This window comes from Streptomyces sp. NPDC052020, from assembly GCF_040680575.1.
Taxonomy (GTDB): Bacteria; Actinomycetota; Actinomycetes; order Streptomycetales; family Streptomycetaceae; genus Streptomyces.
The window spans coordinates 138936-154265 of the sequence record NZ_JBFAWY010000003.1; the positions used below are offsets into that span (position 1 = coordinate 138936).

At 74.3% G+C, this 15330-nt stretch carries 16 protein-coding genes and 2 tRNA genes; 10 read left to right on the top strand and 8 right to left on the bottom strand.

Translation table 11 applies throughout. From position 1 onward, the window contains the following. Positions 1-58: 58 nt before the first annotated feature. The 6 genes from ehuB (at position 59) to AB0L74_RS03950 (ending at position 4298) form a co-directional block, all read left to right on the top strand. Entirely contained in the window at positions 59-979 is a 921-nt protein-coding gene (gene ehuB, locus AB0L74_RS03925) for an ectoine/hydroxyectoine ABC transporter substrate-binding protein EhuB (RefSeq protein WP_365645280.1), read from the top strand. Then, entirely contained in the window at positions 976-1698 is a 723-nt protein-coding gene (gene ehuC / locus AB0L74_RS03930) for an ectoine/hydroxyectoine ABC transporter permease subunit EhuC (protein WP_365645282.1), read from the top strand. The genes ehuB and ehuC overlap by 4 nt, the downstream gene beginning before the upstream one ends. Further along, positions 1695-2345, top strand: a complete 651-nt coding sequence (gene ehuD, locus AB0L74_RS03935) for an ectoine/hydroxyectoine ABC transporter permease subunit EhuD (protein ID WP_365645284.1) — start codon at positions 1695-1697, stop codon at positions 2343-2345. The genes ehuC and ehuD overlap by 4 nt, the downstream gene beginning before the upstream one ends. Positions 2346-2400: 55 nt before the next feature. Next, positions 2401-3129, top strand: coding sequence for an amino acid ABC transporter ATP-binding protein (locus AB0L74_RS03940; protein ID WP_365645544.1), 729 nt, complete (start codon positions 2401-2403; stop codon positions 3127-3129). 225 nt (positions 3130-3354) lie between these two features. Next, complete coding sequence (locus tag AB0L74_RS03945; RefSeq protein WP_365645286.1) at positions 3355-4113, top strand: IclR family transcriptional regulator C-terminal domain-containing protein; 759 nt, start codon at positions 3355-3357, stop codon at positions 4111-4113. A gap of 111 nt (positions 4114-4224) precedes the next feature. Beyond that, a tRNA-Lys gene (locus AB0L74_RS03950) sits at positions 4225-4298 on the top strand. Between the two features lie 59 nt (positions 4299-4357). Here AB0L74_RS03950 and AB0L74_RS03955 read toward each other — a convergent pair. From AB0L74_RS03955 to AB0L74_RS03965, 3 genes are all read right to left on the bottom strand, one after another. Further along, entirely contained in the window at positions 4358-4963 is a 606-nt protein-coding gene (locus tag AB0L74_RS03955; protein ID WP_365645288.1) for a lytic polysaccharide monooxygenase, read from the bottom strand. A 155-nt stretch (positions 4964-5118) separates the two neighbouring features. Further along, a complete protein-coding gene (locus AB0L74_RS03960; protein WP_365645290.1) occupies positions 5119-6237 on the bottom strand; it encodes an SPFH domain-containing protein in 1119 nt (372 codons plus the stop codon). Positions 6238-6335: 98 nt separating this feature from the next. After that, positions 6336-7409 carry a peptidoglycan-binding protein gene (locus tag AB0L74_RS03965; protein WP_365645292.1) on the bottom strand — a complete coding sequence of 358 codons (1074 nt, stop codon included), beginning with the start codon at positions 7407-7409 and terminating at the stop codon, positions 6336-6338. 185 nt (positions 7410-7594) lie between these two features. Between AB0L74_RS03965 and AB0L74_RS03970 the strand changes: the two genes are divergently transcribed. After that, positions 7595-7668 (top strand) — tRNA-Lys (locus AB0L74_RS03970). A gap of 152 nt (positions 7669-7820) precedes the next feature. Here the strand turns inward: AB0L74_RS03970 and AB0L74_RS03975 are convergent. The 5 genes from AB0L74_RS03975 to AB0L74_RS03995 all read right to left on the bottom strand — a co-directional run bounded on the left by AB0L74_RS03975 (position 7821) and on the right by AB0L74_RS03995 (position 12535). After that, complete coding sequence (locus tag AB0L74_RS03975; protein WP_365645294.1) at positions 7821-8489, bottom strand: class F sortase; 669 nt, start codon at positions 8487-8489, stop codon at positions 7821-7823. A 2-nt stretch (positions 8490-8491) separates the two neighbouring features. Beyond that, positions 8492-9094, bottom strand: a complete 603-nt coding sequence (locus AB0L74_RS03980; protein WP_365645296.1) for a hypothetical protein — start codon at positions 9092-9094, stop codon at positions 8492-8494. A gap of 99 nt (positions 9095-9193) precedes the next feature. Then, positions 9194-9973 (bottom strand): HAD-IIA family hydrolase, encoded by a 780-nt coding sequence (locus AB0L74_RS03985; protein WP_365645298.1) that lies wholly within the window; start codon positions 9971-9973, stop codon positions 9194-9196. 244 nt (positions 9974-10217) lie between these two features. Beyond that, entirely contained in the window at positions 10218-11099 is an 882-nt protein-coding gene (locus AB0L74_RS03990; RefSeq protein ID WP_365645300.1) for a hypothetical protein, read from the bottom strand. 314 nt (positions 11100-11413) lie between these two features. Next, positions 11414-12535 (bottom strand): ROK family transcriptional regulator, encoded by a 1122-nt coding sequence (locus AB0L74_RS03995; protein WP_365645546.1) that lies wholly within the window; start codon positions 12533-12535, stop codon positions 11414-11416. A gap of 103 nt (positions 12536-12638) precedes the next feature. On the opposite strand from AB0L74_RS03995, the gene AB0L74_RS04000 reads away from it, so the two are divergent. The 3 genes from AB0L74_RS04000 to AB0L74_RS04010 all read left to right on the top strand — a co-directional run bounded on the left by AB0L74_RS04000 (position 12639) and on the right by AB0L74_RS04010 (position 15288). Next, positions 12639-13730: a Gfo/Idh/MocA family oxidoreductase gene (locus AB0L74_RS04000; protein WP_365645302.1), complete on the top strand. Its 1092-nt coding sequence runs from the start codon at positions 12639-12641 to the stop codon at positions 13728-13730. Between the two features lie 61 nt (positions 13731-13791). After that, positions 13792-14289: a heme-degrading domain-containing protein gene (locus AB0L74_RS04005; RefSeq protein WP_365645304.1), complete on the top strand. Its 498-nt coding sequence runs from the start codon at positions 13792-13794 to the stop codon at positions 14287-14289. A 123-nt stretch (positions 14290-14412) separates the two neighbouring features. Continuing rightward, entirely contained in the window at positions 14413-15288 is an 876-nt protein-coding gene (locus AB0L74_RS04010; RefSeq protein ID WP_365645306.1) for an LLM class F420-dependent oxidoreductase, read from the top strand. Positions 15289-15330: the final 42 nt, after the last annotated feature.

Genomic DNA, 15330 nt, shown 5'->3' on the forward strand with positions numbered 1-15330 from the left:
GCGTACCCGGCCGAAAGAAATCTGCATAACTCGCATGCCTTCGGGTAGCCGCGCGCCCATGGCTGCACCACACAGAACGTCACCGGACGCCAGAGGCGGTCCCCGGCCCGGGCCCACCCGCCGGTCGCTGCTCGCGGGGGTCGCGGCGCTGGGCGCGCTGGGGGCCGCGGGCTGCTCCCGCGTGGCCACGGCGTCGGGCGCGGACGGCGGTGATCTCCTGGACCGGCTGCGGGCGCAGGGCGTCGTCCGGCTCGGGATCGCCGGGGAGATCCCGTTCGGGTACATCGACAAGGACGGCGAGCTGACCGGTGAGGCGCCGGAGCTGGCGCGGGTGATCTTCAAGCGGCTCGGGGTGGACCGGGTACAGCCGGTGCCGACCGAGTTCGGCTCCCTCATCCCGGGGCTCAACTCGCAGCAGTTCGACGTGGTCGCCGCGGGGATGTACATCAACGCCGAGCGCTGTGCGCAGGTCATCTTCTCCGACCCGGACTACCAGATGCTCGACTCGTTCGTCGTGCGCAAGGGCAACCCCCTCGGCCTGCGCGACTACCGGGACGTGGTGGAGAAGAAGGCGAAGTTCGCGACCGGGACCGGGTACGCCCAGATCCAGCACGCGGTGGAGGCCGGGTACGAGGAGGGCGACATCCTCATCGTCCCGGACCAGGTGGCCGGGCTGAACGCCGTGGAGGCCGGGCGCGTCGACGTCTTCGCCGGTACCGCGCTGACCACCCGGGAGGTGGTGAGGAAGTCGGCGAAGGCCGAGGTGACCAAGCCCTTCGCGCCGCTCGTCGACGGCAGGCCCCGCGTCGACGGCGGCGGCTTCGCCTTCCGGCTCACCGAGACCGGGCTGCGGGACGCCTTCAACGCCGAGCTGCACAAGCTGAGGAAGAGCGGGGAGCTGCTCCGCATCCTCAGGCCGTTCGGATTCACCCGGGCCGAGATGACCGATCTGACCGCGAAGGAGCTGTGCGGCGGATGACCCCGGGACTGTGGGAACTGATACTCCAGGGCGTCTGGGTCACGATCCAGCTGCTCGTCCTCAGCGCGCTGCTGGCGACGGCGGTCTCCTTCGTGGCCGGTGTCGCCCGCACCCACCGGCTGTGGATCGTCCGCTTCCTGGCGGGCCTCTACACCGAGGTGTTCCGCGGCACCTCCGCGCTGGTCATGATCTTCTGGGTGTTCTTCGTGCTGCCGCCGGCCTTCGGCTGGCAGCTGGTGCCGCTGTGGGCGGGCACGCTCGCGCTGGGGCTGACCTACGGGGCGTACGGCGCGGAGATCGTGCGCGGCGCGCTCGGGGCGGTCGATCCGGCGCAGAGGGAGGGCGGGATCGCGCTCAGCTTCACGCCCTGGCAGCGGATGCGGCTGATCCTGCTGCCCCAGGCGGTGCCGGAGATGATCCCGCCTTTCTCCAACCTGCTGATCGAGCTGCTCAAGGGCACCGCCCTGGTGTCGGTCATGGGCATGGGTGATCTGGCGTTCAGCGGCAACCTGGTACGCCTCGCGCTCCAGGAGAGCGCCGAGATCTACACGTACGTGCTGCTCATCTACTTCGTGATCGCCTTCCTGCTGACGCGGGTGATGCGCGGTCTGGAGCAGCGGCTGAAGGCGGGCGTCGGCAAGGCGGGCGCCGGCGAGGCGCCCGCGCCGAAGGCGGAGAAGGCGGCCGAACCCGCCGGGGCCGGGGGTGGTCTGCGATGAACTGGGACTGGAACGCGGTGGCCGAGTTCATGCCGCACTTCTGGGACGGCCTGCTGGTCACCCTGGAGATCCTGGTGCTCGGCTCGCTGATCTCGTTCGTGCTGGGCCTGGTGTGGGCGCTGCTGATGCGGCTGCCCAGCCGCTGGGTGCGGTGGCCGGTCGGGGCCGTCACGGAGTTCGTCCGCAACACACCGCTGCTGGTGCAGCTGTTCTTCCTCTTCTACGTGCTGCCCGAGTGGGGGCTGACCTTCTCCGCGCTGGCCACCGGCGTGGCCGGCATCGGCCTGCACTACTCGACGTACACGATGCAGGTCTACCGGGCCGGCATCGAGGCGGTGCCGGCCGGCCAGTGGGAGGCCGCGACGGCGTTGAACCTGCCGCGCCGGCGGACATGGACGGCGGTGATCCTGCCGCAGGCCGTCCGCCGCGTCGTGCCGGCCCTCGGCAACTACGTGATCTCCATGCTGAAGGACACGCCGCTGCTGATGGCGATCACCGTGCTGGAGATGCTCGGCGAGGCCCGGCTGTTCTCCCAGCAGAACTTCCACTTCACCGAGCCGCTGACGGTGATCGGCGTGGCCTTCGTCGTCATCTCCTACCTGGCCTCCCTTCTTCTGCGCACCCTGGAGCGACGCCTTGTCCCTTGACACCCGTGACACCCGCCCCCACCCCGGAAAGAACCCCGAGCGGCACACGCGTGAGCTGGTGCGGCTGGAGCAGGTCAGCAAGCGGTTCGGGGAGAAGACGGTGCTCGACCGGCTCGACTTCTCCGTGGACGCCGGCAAGCACGTCACGCTGATCGGGCCGTCCGGGTCGGGCAAGACCACCATCCTGCGGCTGCTGATGACCCTGGCCAAGCCCGACGAGGGCACGATCACCGTCGACGGCCGCACGCTGTACCCGGCGCCCGAGAAGCAGGTCCGGGAGATCCGCAAGAACATCGGCATGGTGTTCCAGCAGTTCAACCTGTTCCCGAACATGTCGGTCCTCAGGAACATCACCGAGGCGCCGGTCACCGTGCTCGGCATGTCGAAGGACGCCGCCGAGGAGCGGGCGCGGGAGCTGCTGGAGCTCGTCGGGCTCAGCGAGCACCTGGACAAGCGCCCGGGCCAGCTCTCCGGCGGGCAGCAGCAGCGGGTCGCGATCGCCCGCGCGCTGGCCATGCGGCCCCAGGTGCTGCTGCTGGACGAGGTGACCTCGGCGCTGGACCCGGAACTGGTGGCCGGTGTGCTGGACGTGCTGCGGGACATCGCCCGCTCGACCGACATCACCATGCTCTGCGTGACCCACGAGATGAACTTCGCCCGGGACATCTCGGACCAGGTGCTGATGTTCGACTCGGGGCGGGTGATCGAGGCCGGTCCGCCGGAGAAGATCTTCAGCGAGCCGGAGCACGACCGGACCCGGGAATTCCTCAGCGCGGTGCTCTGACCCGGCGCCCGCACGCGCGCCCTCCGGCGCGGGGCCGGGTCCGCGTGCCGGACGGCGCGGGGCCGGGCCCCGTGGAGCACCGCCGGCATGTGCCGGCGGGTCGCGTCCCGGCTCCGGTGCCCCGGTCTCGCCGACACCCGCCCCGCCGGGGTCCCGGACGGCTATCGTGAGAAGGATTCACCGTCCGGACTACGGCCCTACGAGCGAGCGCGAGGGGACACCACCGTGGCGCTGAAGCACGAGCCGACCGCGCCGTACCACTCGGCCCAGGACGCGCTGCGCGTCCTGGAGAGGGTGGCGCGGCACACCACCGGGACCACCGGCACCGAGCTCGCCCGGCACACCGGCCTCGGCCCCGAGCGGCTGACCGCGCTCCTGCGGATGCTGCGCCGCGAGGGATACGTCGAGCGGGCCGGCGACGGGGTGTACGTCACGGGCGAGGCGCTGCGCCGGCTCGGCTCCGCGCACGGCCGCGAGGAGGCCCTGCGCGACGGGCTCCAGCGCACCCTCGACCGGCTGCGCGACTCGGTCGGCGCCGCGGTCTACCTCAGCCGGTACCTCGACGGCGAGGTCCGGATCACCCAGTACGCCGACAGCCCGGCCGCGCCCCGGGTGCACGAGTGGGTGGACTTCCGCTGCTCGGCCCACGCCACCGCGGTCGGCAAGAGCCTGCTGATCCAGCTGGACCACGCCGGCCGCCGCGACCACCTCGCCCGGCACAAGATGGCCCGCCTCACCTCGCGCACCATCACCAGTCGCCGGGTGCTGCTGTCCCGCCTGGAGGCGCAGCCGCCCGCGGTCCCCGTCCTCGACCTCCAGGAGTACGCCGTCGGCACGGTCTGCGCGGCCGTCCCGCTCACCGCGGGCTCCTCGGCGGGCTGCCTCGCGCTGTCCCTTCCCGCCGAGCACGCCCACCGGCTGCGCCAGGCCGCCGACACCCTGAACCGGAACGCGGCGCCGGTGCTGCTGTCCCTGGCGATCTGAAGGACTCGGACCGGTTGTCCCCCGGCCCCGCCCAGGTGGTCGGGAGCACCCCCCGGAACCAGGTAGTATTTACCTCGTCGCCGGCCGCGAAAAGCGGAAGGCGTGAGTCAGGCGCCGCTAGCTCAGTTGGTTAGAGCAGCTGACTCTTAATCAGCGGGTCCGGGGTTCGAGTCCCTGGCGGCGCACAGAAGAGGGGCCCTCGCTTCACGCGGGGGCCCCTTTCCCCGTTCCCCGGCCCCCGGCGTCAGAAGGTGACGTCCGAGCAGGCGTAGAACGCGTTGCCCGTGTCGGCGACCGTCCACACCGCGAGGATCACGTGGCGCCCGCTCAGCCCGGACGGCAGCGTGCCGCTGTGGGAGAGTGTGGACGGCGGACGCTGGCCGTTGTACGGCACCGTCAGGAACGGTGTGAGGTTGAGGTCGGACCGGGCCAGGTTGTGGTTCTGGTTCCAGCCCGGCTTGGTCACGTAGTACTTGAAGTCGGTCGTGGCGTGCATGGCGGTGAACTGCCACCGGAAGGTGTAGCTCTGGCCGCCGGTCACCTTGGTGGCGGGCCAGGCGCCGCCCGAGGGTGTGCGCGGGCTGTCGAGCTGGGCGAAGCCGGCGTTGTTCGCGGAACAGATCCGCCCGTCGGCCGGTCCCGCGGCGGGGAAGCCCTTGGGGCCCTCGACGCTCTGCGGTTCCCACTGGATGGCGCCGCAGTTGGTGACCGTGCCGTTCTGGCAGAGCTTCTGCCGGCTGATGGGGAGGTCGGTGTAGCCGTGGCCGCTGGCGCCACCGGACGAGAGCACGAGAGCTCCGGTGGTCGCCAGTCCCACCACGGCGGCGGACAACTTGGTCCTGGTACGCATGCTGCCGCTCCTGGGGAGGTGGGGTTCAGTGAGCTGTGCAGGTCTAGACCAAGTTCAGATTATGGGTGCGGCTTGAACATGTCCATACCAATCGCGGGCTGGATTTCACCGGCTGTTCGCCTGCCCTTCGGGGCGGCTCCGGCCCGGCCCCGGCCTCAGGGCCCGGTCTCGCCCCGTCCCGCGCAGAAGGCCACCGTCAGGTCCCTGACCAGGACTTTTCGCTCGTAGTCGTCGAGCGCCACCAGCCCGCGCATGGTCAGCCGGGTCACCGTGTCCTCCACCGAGTCCACGACCGAGGTGAGCACGTGCGCCCGCCGCTCGGCGTCCAGGGCGGCGATCCGGCGGCGGTGCATCGCCGCGGCGATCTCGGGGGCGTACTCCGCCCGCACCGGGCGCACCGAGAACACCTCCAGCCCCACCGGTGCCGTGTCCGCCGCCACCAGCCGGGTCAGCGCGTCACCGGCCGTCTCCGCGGAGCCCCGGGCGCCGCCGCCCGGCATCTCCACCGGCACCCGGGCGAGCGCCGCCTCGACGCACTGGCGCAGATACGTCTCGTGGTCCTCGACGGCGAGCGCCGCCCGCGCGGTGTCCCGCACCCGCCACACCACCAGCGTCACCACCCTGAGCGGGACCCCGTTGCGATCGGCCGCGGGCATCGGCTCGCTGCGCCAGTGCCGCAGCCGTACGTCGACCCGGCGGCGCAGCAGCAGCGGGTTCACCCACATCAGGCCGGTGCGCCGGACGGTCCCCCGGTAACGGCCGAACAGGCCGAGCACCCAGGCCCGCCCGGTCCGCCCCCGGGCCAGCCCGCCCAGGCCGAACAGCCCGAGCGCGACCGCCCCCGCGTACGCCGCCCACTGGGCCGCGCCCAGCCCGGCGCCGGGGGCCGTGGGCAGTGCCGCCGCCGCGAGGGGCGGCAGGAGCCCGGCCCACCAGGACGTGACCAGGCAGCCGGCCGCGCCGCAGACGCCGGCCAGGACACCCGCCGCGCCGGGCAGCACCCGGGCCGGACGCTCCACCAGGTCCGGATCGACCTCCACGGCGGACCCCGGCCGCGGCTGCGCCGGCCGGCGCAGCCGCGGCTGCTCCCCCGTGCCCTGCCTGCGGGCCACGACCGCGGGCCGCAGCGGCACGGGCGCCGGCTGGGGGTCGTCACGGAACAGCAGGTGGACCGGGATCTCGGTGGTGGCCTCGTTCCGGATGAGGCGGCCGGGCCGGGCCGTCCCCTCCACGGGGCCGCCGGACTCGGGCGTGGGTGACGTGGTCGTACTCATGCGTGCTCCAGCCTCCGCGCCAGACGCGTCATGAACGGGTGAGCGACCGGGGCGTCCGCGCCGCGCCGACGAGTGGCCGCGCGCGGGCCCCGGGTGGTTCAGGAGAAGAGCCGCCGCCAGGTCTCCGGCCCCGGATAGCCGTCCGCCGCGCCGCCCCGCCAGCCCTGGGAGCGCTGGAACGCCTCGACGCCCCGCCGGTCCGCCTCGCCCCAGCGGGGCCCGGGCCCGGTGGTGTAGGAGGCGCCGAATCCCTTCCTCACGAGCTGCCGCCCCAGCTGGGTGACGTACGGGTTGTGCGCGCCCGGACGGAACATCGCCCGGCCCGGGTAGCCGGGCACCCCGTGCGAGGCGGGTGCCCCGGCCGCGCCCGAGGCCCGCCCCGTCTGCGCGGGGGCCGCCGCGGCGGCCGTCCCGGCCGCGCCGGTCGCCAGGCCCTTGTAGCGGTAGGGGAGGTAGCTGGCGGAGTTGCTCCAGTAGGCGTACGGGGTCGTCTGCCGGCGGGTGTGCGGGGGCGTCTGCTCGTAGGCGGTGTAGTGGGTGTGCGCGGAGTCCGTCCAGCCACCGAAGATCACCACGTGGGAGCCGTTCTGGGGGTCGGCCGGATTGTGGAACAGCAGGATGTCGCCGGGCTGGAGTTCCTCTTTGGTGATGCGGTCGGCGTACAGGCCGAGGCTGCCCGTCCATTCGTTCCCGGGCAGGCTCCAGGCCATCGAGACATAGCCCGAGCAGTCCTGCCGGTAACCGTCGGTCCAATAGGCGGTCATGCTGTACGGCACTTTCGCGGCGACCCACTTCTCCGCCCGGGCGATGATCTCCGCGCGGGTCGTCGCGGGGATCACCGTCCCGGCCGGCGGCCGGGCCGGCCCGGCGCCGGGACCGTGCAGCGGGGCGGTGCCGCCCTGCGGGGTGCCGGGCTCGTCACCCGCGGGAACGCCCGGCCGGTAGGGGGCGTGGGCGGCGGCCGGGGCCGCCGCGGCGGGAGCCGCGCCCAGGGCGGCGCCGGCCGCCGCGGCCGCGGTGGCCGCGATCAGCGCGCGGTGCGCGGCCGGGTGGCCGGGGGCGCGGCCGGCCGGGGACCGGTCGGAGAACGGCAGAACGCGCCGCCAGTGCCGGCAGCCCGGGCAGTCGCAATCGCTCGCGGGATCGAATTCTTCGAATACCGGAGTATTCATGCGACCTACCTCACACTCCAGGTGGACATGTCCGCGTCGGTGCACGAGCGCCAGTTTTCCAACTGTCCCCGGCACGCGCATGTTGACGGTCCGAATGATGTACGGGGCGGTCCGCGCCCCCGGGGCCCGGCGGGCGGTGGTCGGGAGCACCCTTCGGCGTCGGGTAGAGTTGTCGATGTCAGCAGGCGCCGCTAGCTCAGTTGGTTAGAGCAGCTGACTCTTAATCAGCGGGTCCGGGGTTCGAGTCCCTGGCGGCGCACCGACAGCCGAAGGCCCCTCGCACACGCGAGGGGCCTTCGGCGTTCTCGGCCGGATGGCCGAGAACCGTGCGCCACCGGCCGGTGCCGGTCAGATACGTCGAGATCCGTGCCTCACCGGCCGGTCCCGGTCAGATACGTCGAGATCCGTGCCTCACCGGCCGGTCCCGGTCAGATACGCGGAGACGACCACGTTCGCCGAGTAGCCGCCCGCCGCGCGGTCGAAGGTGCCGCCGCAGGTGATCAGCCGCAGCTCGGCCCGCCCCGCCTCGCGCGGCCCGTACGCCTGGTGGGCGTCGAAGCGGTCGCGGTCGAGGACCTGGACGCCGTCGACGGTGAACTCGGCGACCCCGGTGCCCTCCCGGAGCACCCGGATGGTGTCGCCCGGCTTCAGCCTGCTCACCCGGTGGAAGACGGCGGGCCGTGTCTCGGTGTCGGCGTGCCCCACCATCAGCGCGGTGCCGGCCGCGCCCGGGGCCGGCCCGCCGGCGTACCAGCCGACGGTGTGGGCCTGGTCGAAGGGCGGCGGGTCAAGGGCGCCGCGGGCGTCGAGTCCGCGGGCCGTCACCGGTGCCTGGATGCCGAGGCCGGGGATGTCGAGGCGGTGCGGGAGCGCCGCGCCGAGCGGCCGGTGCGCCCGCGGCAGGTCCACGTCGGGCGGGCGGCCGGCCGCCGCCATGTCGCCGGTGGCCGGTCCGGGCACGGCGCCGTCCGGCGGGGCGGTGGTGGCCCGGCCCCACAGCCACAGCCCGAGCAGCAGCACCGCCCAGACGACGCCGGTCACGAGCCGGCCGGTACCTCGGGAGCGTTCCTCGCCGGGCATGGTCACTCCGTTCCGCGGCAGCGGCGCGCACCGCGCAGGGCGACGGCCACCGCGGCGGCTCCCGCGAGGACCAGTCCGGTCACGGTGTGGGCGGTGCCGGGGCCGGTGGTGCGGCCGCCGTCCTCGGCGGCGAGACGGGCGGCGCCACCACCGCCCGCGTCGACGGGGGCGACGGGTGAGGCCGGGGCGGCGGGCCGGGCGGACGGGGACGTCCGTCCGGCCACCGTGAGGGTGGCCGTCCGTTCGGCGGCGCCGCAGCGGACCCGCACCTCGTGCCTCCCGGCCGCGGCGGTGGAGCGGACGCGGCCGGAGCCGGTGAGGGTGCCGTCGTCGCCCACCGGGGCCAAGGGCATGTCCGAGACGAAGGCCGGGGAGACGGCGACGGCGGTCTTCCCGGTACAGCCGGCCGCGCGGAGCGTGATGTCGGTGCCGGGGGCGGGCCTGGCGGGAGTCGTCCGGACGCCCGCCGCCGCGTCCGGGCCGGACGCCGCGTGGGCCGCCGGGACCGTCCGGATCGCCGGAAGCGCCGGAAGCGCCGGAGCGACCGGGGCGAGGAGCACGGCGAGCGCGGCCCCGGCACCGAGTGTGACGCTGAGTGATCCCATCGTGAACCTCCCGTCCGGAGACTCTCCCGGACGCCCCGGCCCCGCATCCGGTGCGGGGCCGGGGTGCGCCGAACGGGTGACGACGGGCGGCGGCCGGTTTCAGACCCGGTCGACGAGATCCGCGATGGAGTCCACGACCTGGGACGGCCGGTAGGGGAAGTCCTCGATCTGTCCGGGGCTGGTCAGGCCGGTGAGGACCAGGAAGGTCTGCATCCCGGCCTCGATGCCGGCCAGCACGTCGGTGTCCATGCGGTCGCCGATCATCGCGCTGGTCTCGGAATGGGCGCCGATGGCGTTGAGGCCGGTGCGCATCATCAGCGGGTTGGGCTTGCCCGCGAAGTAGGGCTTCTTGCCGGTCGCCTTGGTGATGAGGGCGGCCACCGCGCCGGTCGCGGGGAGCGGCCCCTCGGTGGAGGGGCCGGTCTCGTCGGGGTTGGTGCAGATGAACCGCGCGCCGCCGTTGATGAGCCGCACCGCCTTCGTCATGGCCTCGAAGGAGTAGGTGCGGGTCTCGCCGAGGACGACGTAGTCCGGGTCGTGGTCGGTGAGGACGTACCCGATGTCGTGCAGGGCGGTGGTCAGGCCGGCCTCGCCGATGACGTACGCCGAGCCGCCGGGCCGCTGGTCGTCGAGGAACTTGGCGGTGGCCAGCGCCGAGGTCCAGATGGCCTCGATCGGCACCTCCAGTCCCATGCGGCGCAGCCGGGCGTGCAGGTCGCGCGGGGTGTACATGGAGTTGTTGGTCAGGACCAGGAAGGGCTTGCCGGACTCGCGCAGCCTCTTGAGGAAGGCGTCGGCTCCGGGGATCGGCACCCCCTCGTGGATGAGGACGCCGTCCATGTCGGTGAGCCACGATTCGATGGGCTTGCGGTCTGCCATGTGCTGCGAACTCCTGGCGTGCGTACGGACATCGGGCGGGGGCGCCGGAACCACGGCGTACCGACGCCCCCAGCGTAGTCAGGACCGCGTCCGGCGAACCCCGTCGATCACCCGGTACCCGCCGTCGCCCGCGATGTGCCGGGACCGGACCGGCCGGACCGGGCGGTGCGGGAGGGCGTGCGAGGGGGACGGCGCCGGGGCCCGTGCCCGGCCCCCGCCGCGTCAGCGGCGTCCGCGGGCCGGCTCATCGGCGTCCGCGGGCCAGCAGGACGGCGGTGGTGCCGGCGGCGGCGAGCAGGGCGGCGATCGTCAGCGCCTGGAGGATCCGGCCGAACCCGGTGCCGGCGAGCTGGTCGGCGAAGGGGAACCGGCCGTCGGGGGCGGCGGGGGTGAGGCCGGGGGTGAGGGCGGGCGCGGAGTCGGACGGTCCGGCGGGCGCGACACGGAAGCGGTAGTCGTTGGACTGGCCGACCCAGTCGCCGTCGTCCTCCCTCCGCTGCACGATCGCCGCGTTGGCGGTGACCTCGTCGGGCCCGGCGTCCGGGGTGACCGCGAGCCGCACCGCCACCGTGCGGGTGCGGCCGGGACCGATCGTGAAGCCGGGGAAGCCGTCGGCGTCGGCGGCGAGGGCGCCGATCAGCTCGTGGGCGTCGGTCGTCACGAAGCGGACGGGGCGGAAGCGGGAGCCGTCGTGGAACTCCAGGCGTAGCTGCGACGGCTTCAGGGACCGGCGCTCGTCGACGAGGACGACGACGGGGTGGATGCCGGAGCAGGTCCGGGTGGTGGTGTTGGTGAGATCCAGATACCAGGTGCCGTGACCGCCACCGGCCCGGTAGACGGCGGGGCCGCCGTGGACGCGGGTGGTGAGAGGGAAGTCGCGGTCACCGGGGGCGGCGCAGGCGGGGGTGCCGTGGCCGGCCAAGGCGCGGGTGCCGGTGGGGACGGAGGCGTCGGCGGGGGTGCCGGGGCCGGCGGAGCCGTCGGCGGGCGCGAGAGCTCCGGTGCGCGCCGGGGCGCGTGGGGTGGCGTGCGCCGGATCGGGCGCCGTCGCGGTCGTGATCGTGACCGTGGTGAGCAGGGCGGCTGCCGCCAACAGGCAGGGGGACACGGGCGTACACAGTCGCATGAGCACATGAGCATGCCGGTGTCTCGCGCGGGCGGGAACCGCCATTCGGGGCGCCCGCCCCCGACGGCCCCGACGGTCCACCCGGTCGGCGTAACCGCCGGCCACCCGCCCGTCCCGAGGGGGCACACCCGGCCGGCGGGCCGTCAAACCTCCTCCCCCGGTACGGATACACCGACCGGCAGGACCGCGAGGAACGCGGTGATCAGACCGGCGCCGATCCGGCAGGCGAGCCCTCAGGCATCCCCGTACCGAACCGGAGCAGGCACACCGTCAGACGTTCCCCGCCCGGACAGGCACGCCCGGCCGGTGAACCCTCAGGCATCGCCCCGCCCGAACAGTGGCGCGAGCAGCAACTGGGCCGCGCCTTCCGCGACCCCGCGCGCTCCGCCGGGCGCGATCCGCACCGGTACGGCGCCCGCGCGCCCGCCCTCGCGCCGGGCGCGCGCGTCGAGGACGGCGCCCACCCCGCGTACGAACGCCTCGGGCGCGGCGGCGACGGTCCGGCCGCCGAGCAGGACCAGGTCGATGTCGAGCAGCCCGGCGAGGTTGGCGGCGCCCGCGCCGAGCACCCGGGCCGCCTCGTCGAGGTCGCCGCGGGCGACGGCGCCCAGGCACAGCACCTCGACGCAGCCCCGCCCGCCGCACGTGCAGGGCGGGCCGTCCAGCTGGATGACCTGGTGGCCGAACTCGCCGGCGCCCGTCCGCGCCCCCCGGTGCACGCTCCCGCCGATCACGAGCCCCGCCCCCAGGCCCGTACCGAGGTGCAGGTAGGCGAAGGAGCAGCCCGCGCCGCCCGCGCCGCCCACCGCGAGGCCGAGCGCCGCGGCGTTGGTGTCCTTGTCGACGACGACCGGCACCCCGAGCCGCCGCGCCAGCGCGTCCCGCAGCGGGAAGCCGTCCCACTCGGGGAAACCGGTGACCCGGTGCAGGATCCCGCGGGTGTGGTCCAGCGGGCCGGGCAGCGCTACCCCGAGACCGAGCAGGGACGCGGGCCCGGCCGCCCCCGGTCGCAGCGCCCGATCCACCAGCGCCTGCGCCTCCCGGGCCACCGCCGCGACCACGGCCTCCGCGCCCGCCCCGAGGTCCAGCGGGGCCCGCCGCTCCCCCACCACCGCGCCGTCGAGGTCGGCCAGCACCGCCCGCAGCTCGTCCCGGTCCAGGTGGACGCCGAGGGCGTGCCCCGCCTCGGGCACCAGCCGCAGTACGGTCCGCGGCTTGCCGCCCGTGGACGCCCGCCGTCCGGCCTCGGCGGCGAGGCCGTCCTGACGCAGCCGGGCGGTGATCTTGCTGACCGCCTGCGGGGTCAGCCCGGTCCGCTCGGCGAGCTCCAGCCGGCTGATGCCCTCCGGGCCGGCGGTGCGCAGCAGGTCGAGCACGAGCGCGGTGTTGTGGCTGCGCAGCGCGAGGAGATTCGCGCCGCCCGCCCCGCGCCGCATACCGGGTGCCGCGCTCGCCGTGTCCGTACCGCCGTTCGTGCTGTTCACGTCCCCATTGTGGCTCCCGCTTGCACTTTGGCAACAGCGTTGCGAAAGTGGGGGCATGACTGGTACTTCCCCCGGCACCCCCGCGCGCGGCCCGCTCCGCGTGGGCCTCGTCGGCTACGGCCTCGCGGGCTCCGTCTTCCACGCCCCGCTGATCGCCGCCACCGACGGGCTCACCCTGGACACGGTCGTCACCTCGAACCCCGACCGGCAGCGGCAGGCCCGCGCCGAGTTCCCGGACGTACGGATCGCGAACGGCCCGGACGAGCTGTTCGGCCGGGCCGCCGAGCTGGACCTGATCGTCATCGCCTCGCCGAACAAGACGCACGTCCCGCTCGCGGCCACCGCGCTCGAGGCCGGTCTGCCGGTCGTGGTGGACAAGCCGATCGCGGGCACGGCCGCCGAGGCGCGTGAGCTGGCGGCGCTCGCCGAGGAGCGCGGCGTCCTGCTGTCGGTCTTCCAGAACCGCCGCTGGGACAACGACTTCCTGACCCTGCGCAAGCTGCTCGCCGAGGGCGCCCTGGGCGACGTATGGCGGTTCGAGTCGCGCTTCGAGCGGTGGCGGCCGAAGCCCAAGGGCGGCTGGCGGGAGTCCGGCGACCCGGCGGAGATCGGGGGTCTGCTGTACGACCTCGGCAGCCACGTCCTCGACCAGGCGCTGGTCCTGTTCGGCCCGGCCACGCAGGTCTACGCCGAGTCGGTGGTGCGCCGGGCGGGCGCGGAGGCCGACGACGACACGTTCATCGCCCTCACGCACGCGAACGGGGTGCGCTCGCACCTGTACGTCTCCTCGACCGCCGCCCAGCTCGGCCCCCGCTTCCGGGTGCTGGGCGCGCGGGCCGGCTACGTCAAGTACGGCCTGGACCCGCAGGAGGCGGCGCTGCGCGAGGGCAAGCGGCCCGGCCCCGGCTGGGGCGAGGAGGACGAGTCGCTGTGGGGCAGGCTCGGCTCCGGTGAGTCCCCGCTGACCGGCGGCGGCCAGGTGGAGCCGACCCTTCCGGGTGACTACCCCGCCTACTACGCGGCGGTGGCGAAGGCCCTGCTGGAGGGCGGCCCCAACCCGGTGACCGCCCACGAGGCCGCCGCCGCGCTGGACGTCCTGGAGGCGGCGCGCCGCTCGGCCCGGGACGGCGTCACGGTGTCCCTGTGACGCGCGCGCAGTCCCCGGCCCCGTACGCAGCCCCGCACCCGACCCGGAGGTGACCCCCGAGATGACCCCGAAGACGACTCCCGAGCCGGTGCCCACCGTGGAGGAACTGGAGGCGCAGCAGCGCCGTCTGGTGTTCCGCCGGTTCACCCACGACGACGCCTGGGAGCTGGGTTCGCTCCTGGTCCGCCTGGCCCGGGAGCGGCAGGCCCCGATCGCCATCGACATCCACCGCGCCGGCCAGCAGCTCTTCCACGCGGCGCTCCCCGGCTCCACGCCCGACAACGACGCCTGGATCGCCCGCAAGCGCCGCGTCGTGGAGCGCTACGGCTCCGCCTCCTATCTGGTGGGCGCCCGCTTCCGGGCCAAGGGCACCACGTTCGAGGAGTCCTCGCGCCTGGATCCCGACACCTACGCGGCCCACGGCGGCTCCTTCCCGATCACCGTGGAGGGCGTGGGCGTGGTCGGCGCCGTCACGGTGTCCGGTCTGCCGCAGGTGGAGGACCACCGGCTCGTGGTGGAGGCGCTGGAGCGGTTCCTGGAGGGGGCCCCGGACCGGTAGCCCCATCGACCGATCGGGTGCACCGGCCCGCCGCGGCGGGAATCAGCCCCGGGTTCCGCCGGTTGGTACGCGGTACACGTAGAGATCATCACGGCACGCGGCGACCGAAGGGACGAGAAACCGATGAGCGTGGACGCGGGAAACCTCAAGGATCGGGTCGGCCGGTACGGCGTCTGGAGCTTCGAGCTGCGCTCGGAGGATCCCGACCGCGCCGGTGAACGCGCCGAGGCCGTCGCCGAGTTGGAGCGGCTCGGCTTCGGCGCCGTGTGGCTGGGCGGCAACAGCTCCGCCCGCAACGCGGTCCCGCTGCTCCGGGCGAGCGAGCGGATCGTCGTCGGCACCAGCATCCAGAGCATCTGGGAGCACGACGCCGACGCCACCGCGGCGAGCTTCGCCGAGGTGGAGGCTGACCACCCGGGCCGCTTCGTCCTCGGCCTGGGGGTGAGCCACGGACCGATGGTGAAGGACTACCGGCGCCCGTACTCGGCGATGGTCGAGTACCTGGCCGCCCTGGACAAGGCGGGCATGCCCGCCGACCGCCGGGTGCTGGCCGCGCTCGGTGACAAGATGCTCCGGCTGTCCCGGGACCGGGCGGCGGGCGCGATCCCCTACCTGGGCACGCCCGAGCACACCGCGCAGGCCCGGGAGATCCTGGGCGAGGACGCGCTGCTGGCCCCGGAGTTCAAGGTGGTCCTCGACGCGGACCCGGCCCGCGCCCGCGCCACCGCCCGCGCCTATCTCGCCCGCTACCTCCAGCTGCCGAACTACGTCAAGAACTTCCTCCGCCTCGGCTTCACCGACGCGGACGTGGCGGACGGCGGCAGCGACCGCCTGATCGACGCGGTGTTCGCCTGGGGCGACGAGGACACCATCCGCCGCCGTATCACCGCCTTCGTGGAGGCGGGCGCCGACCACGTCGCCCTCCAGGTGGTGGAGGAGGGCCCGGCGGACGCCCTGCCGCGGGAAGGCTGGCGGAAGCTGGCCGCCCTGCTGGGGTGAGCCGCCCGGCCCGACAGGGGCCGGCCGCCCTGCCGGGGTGAG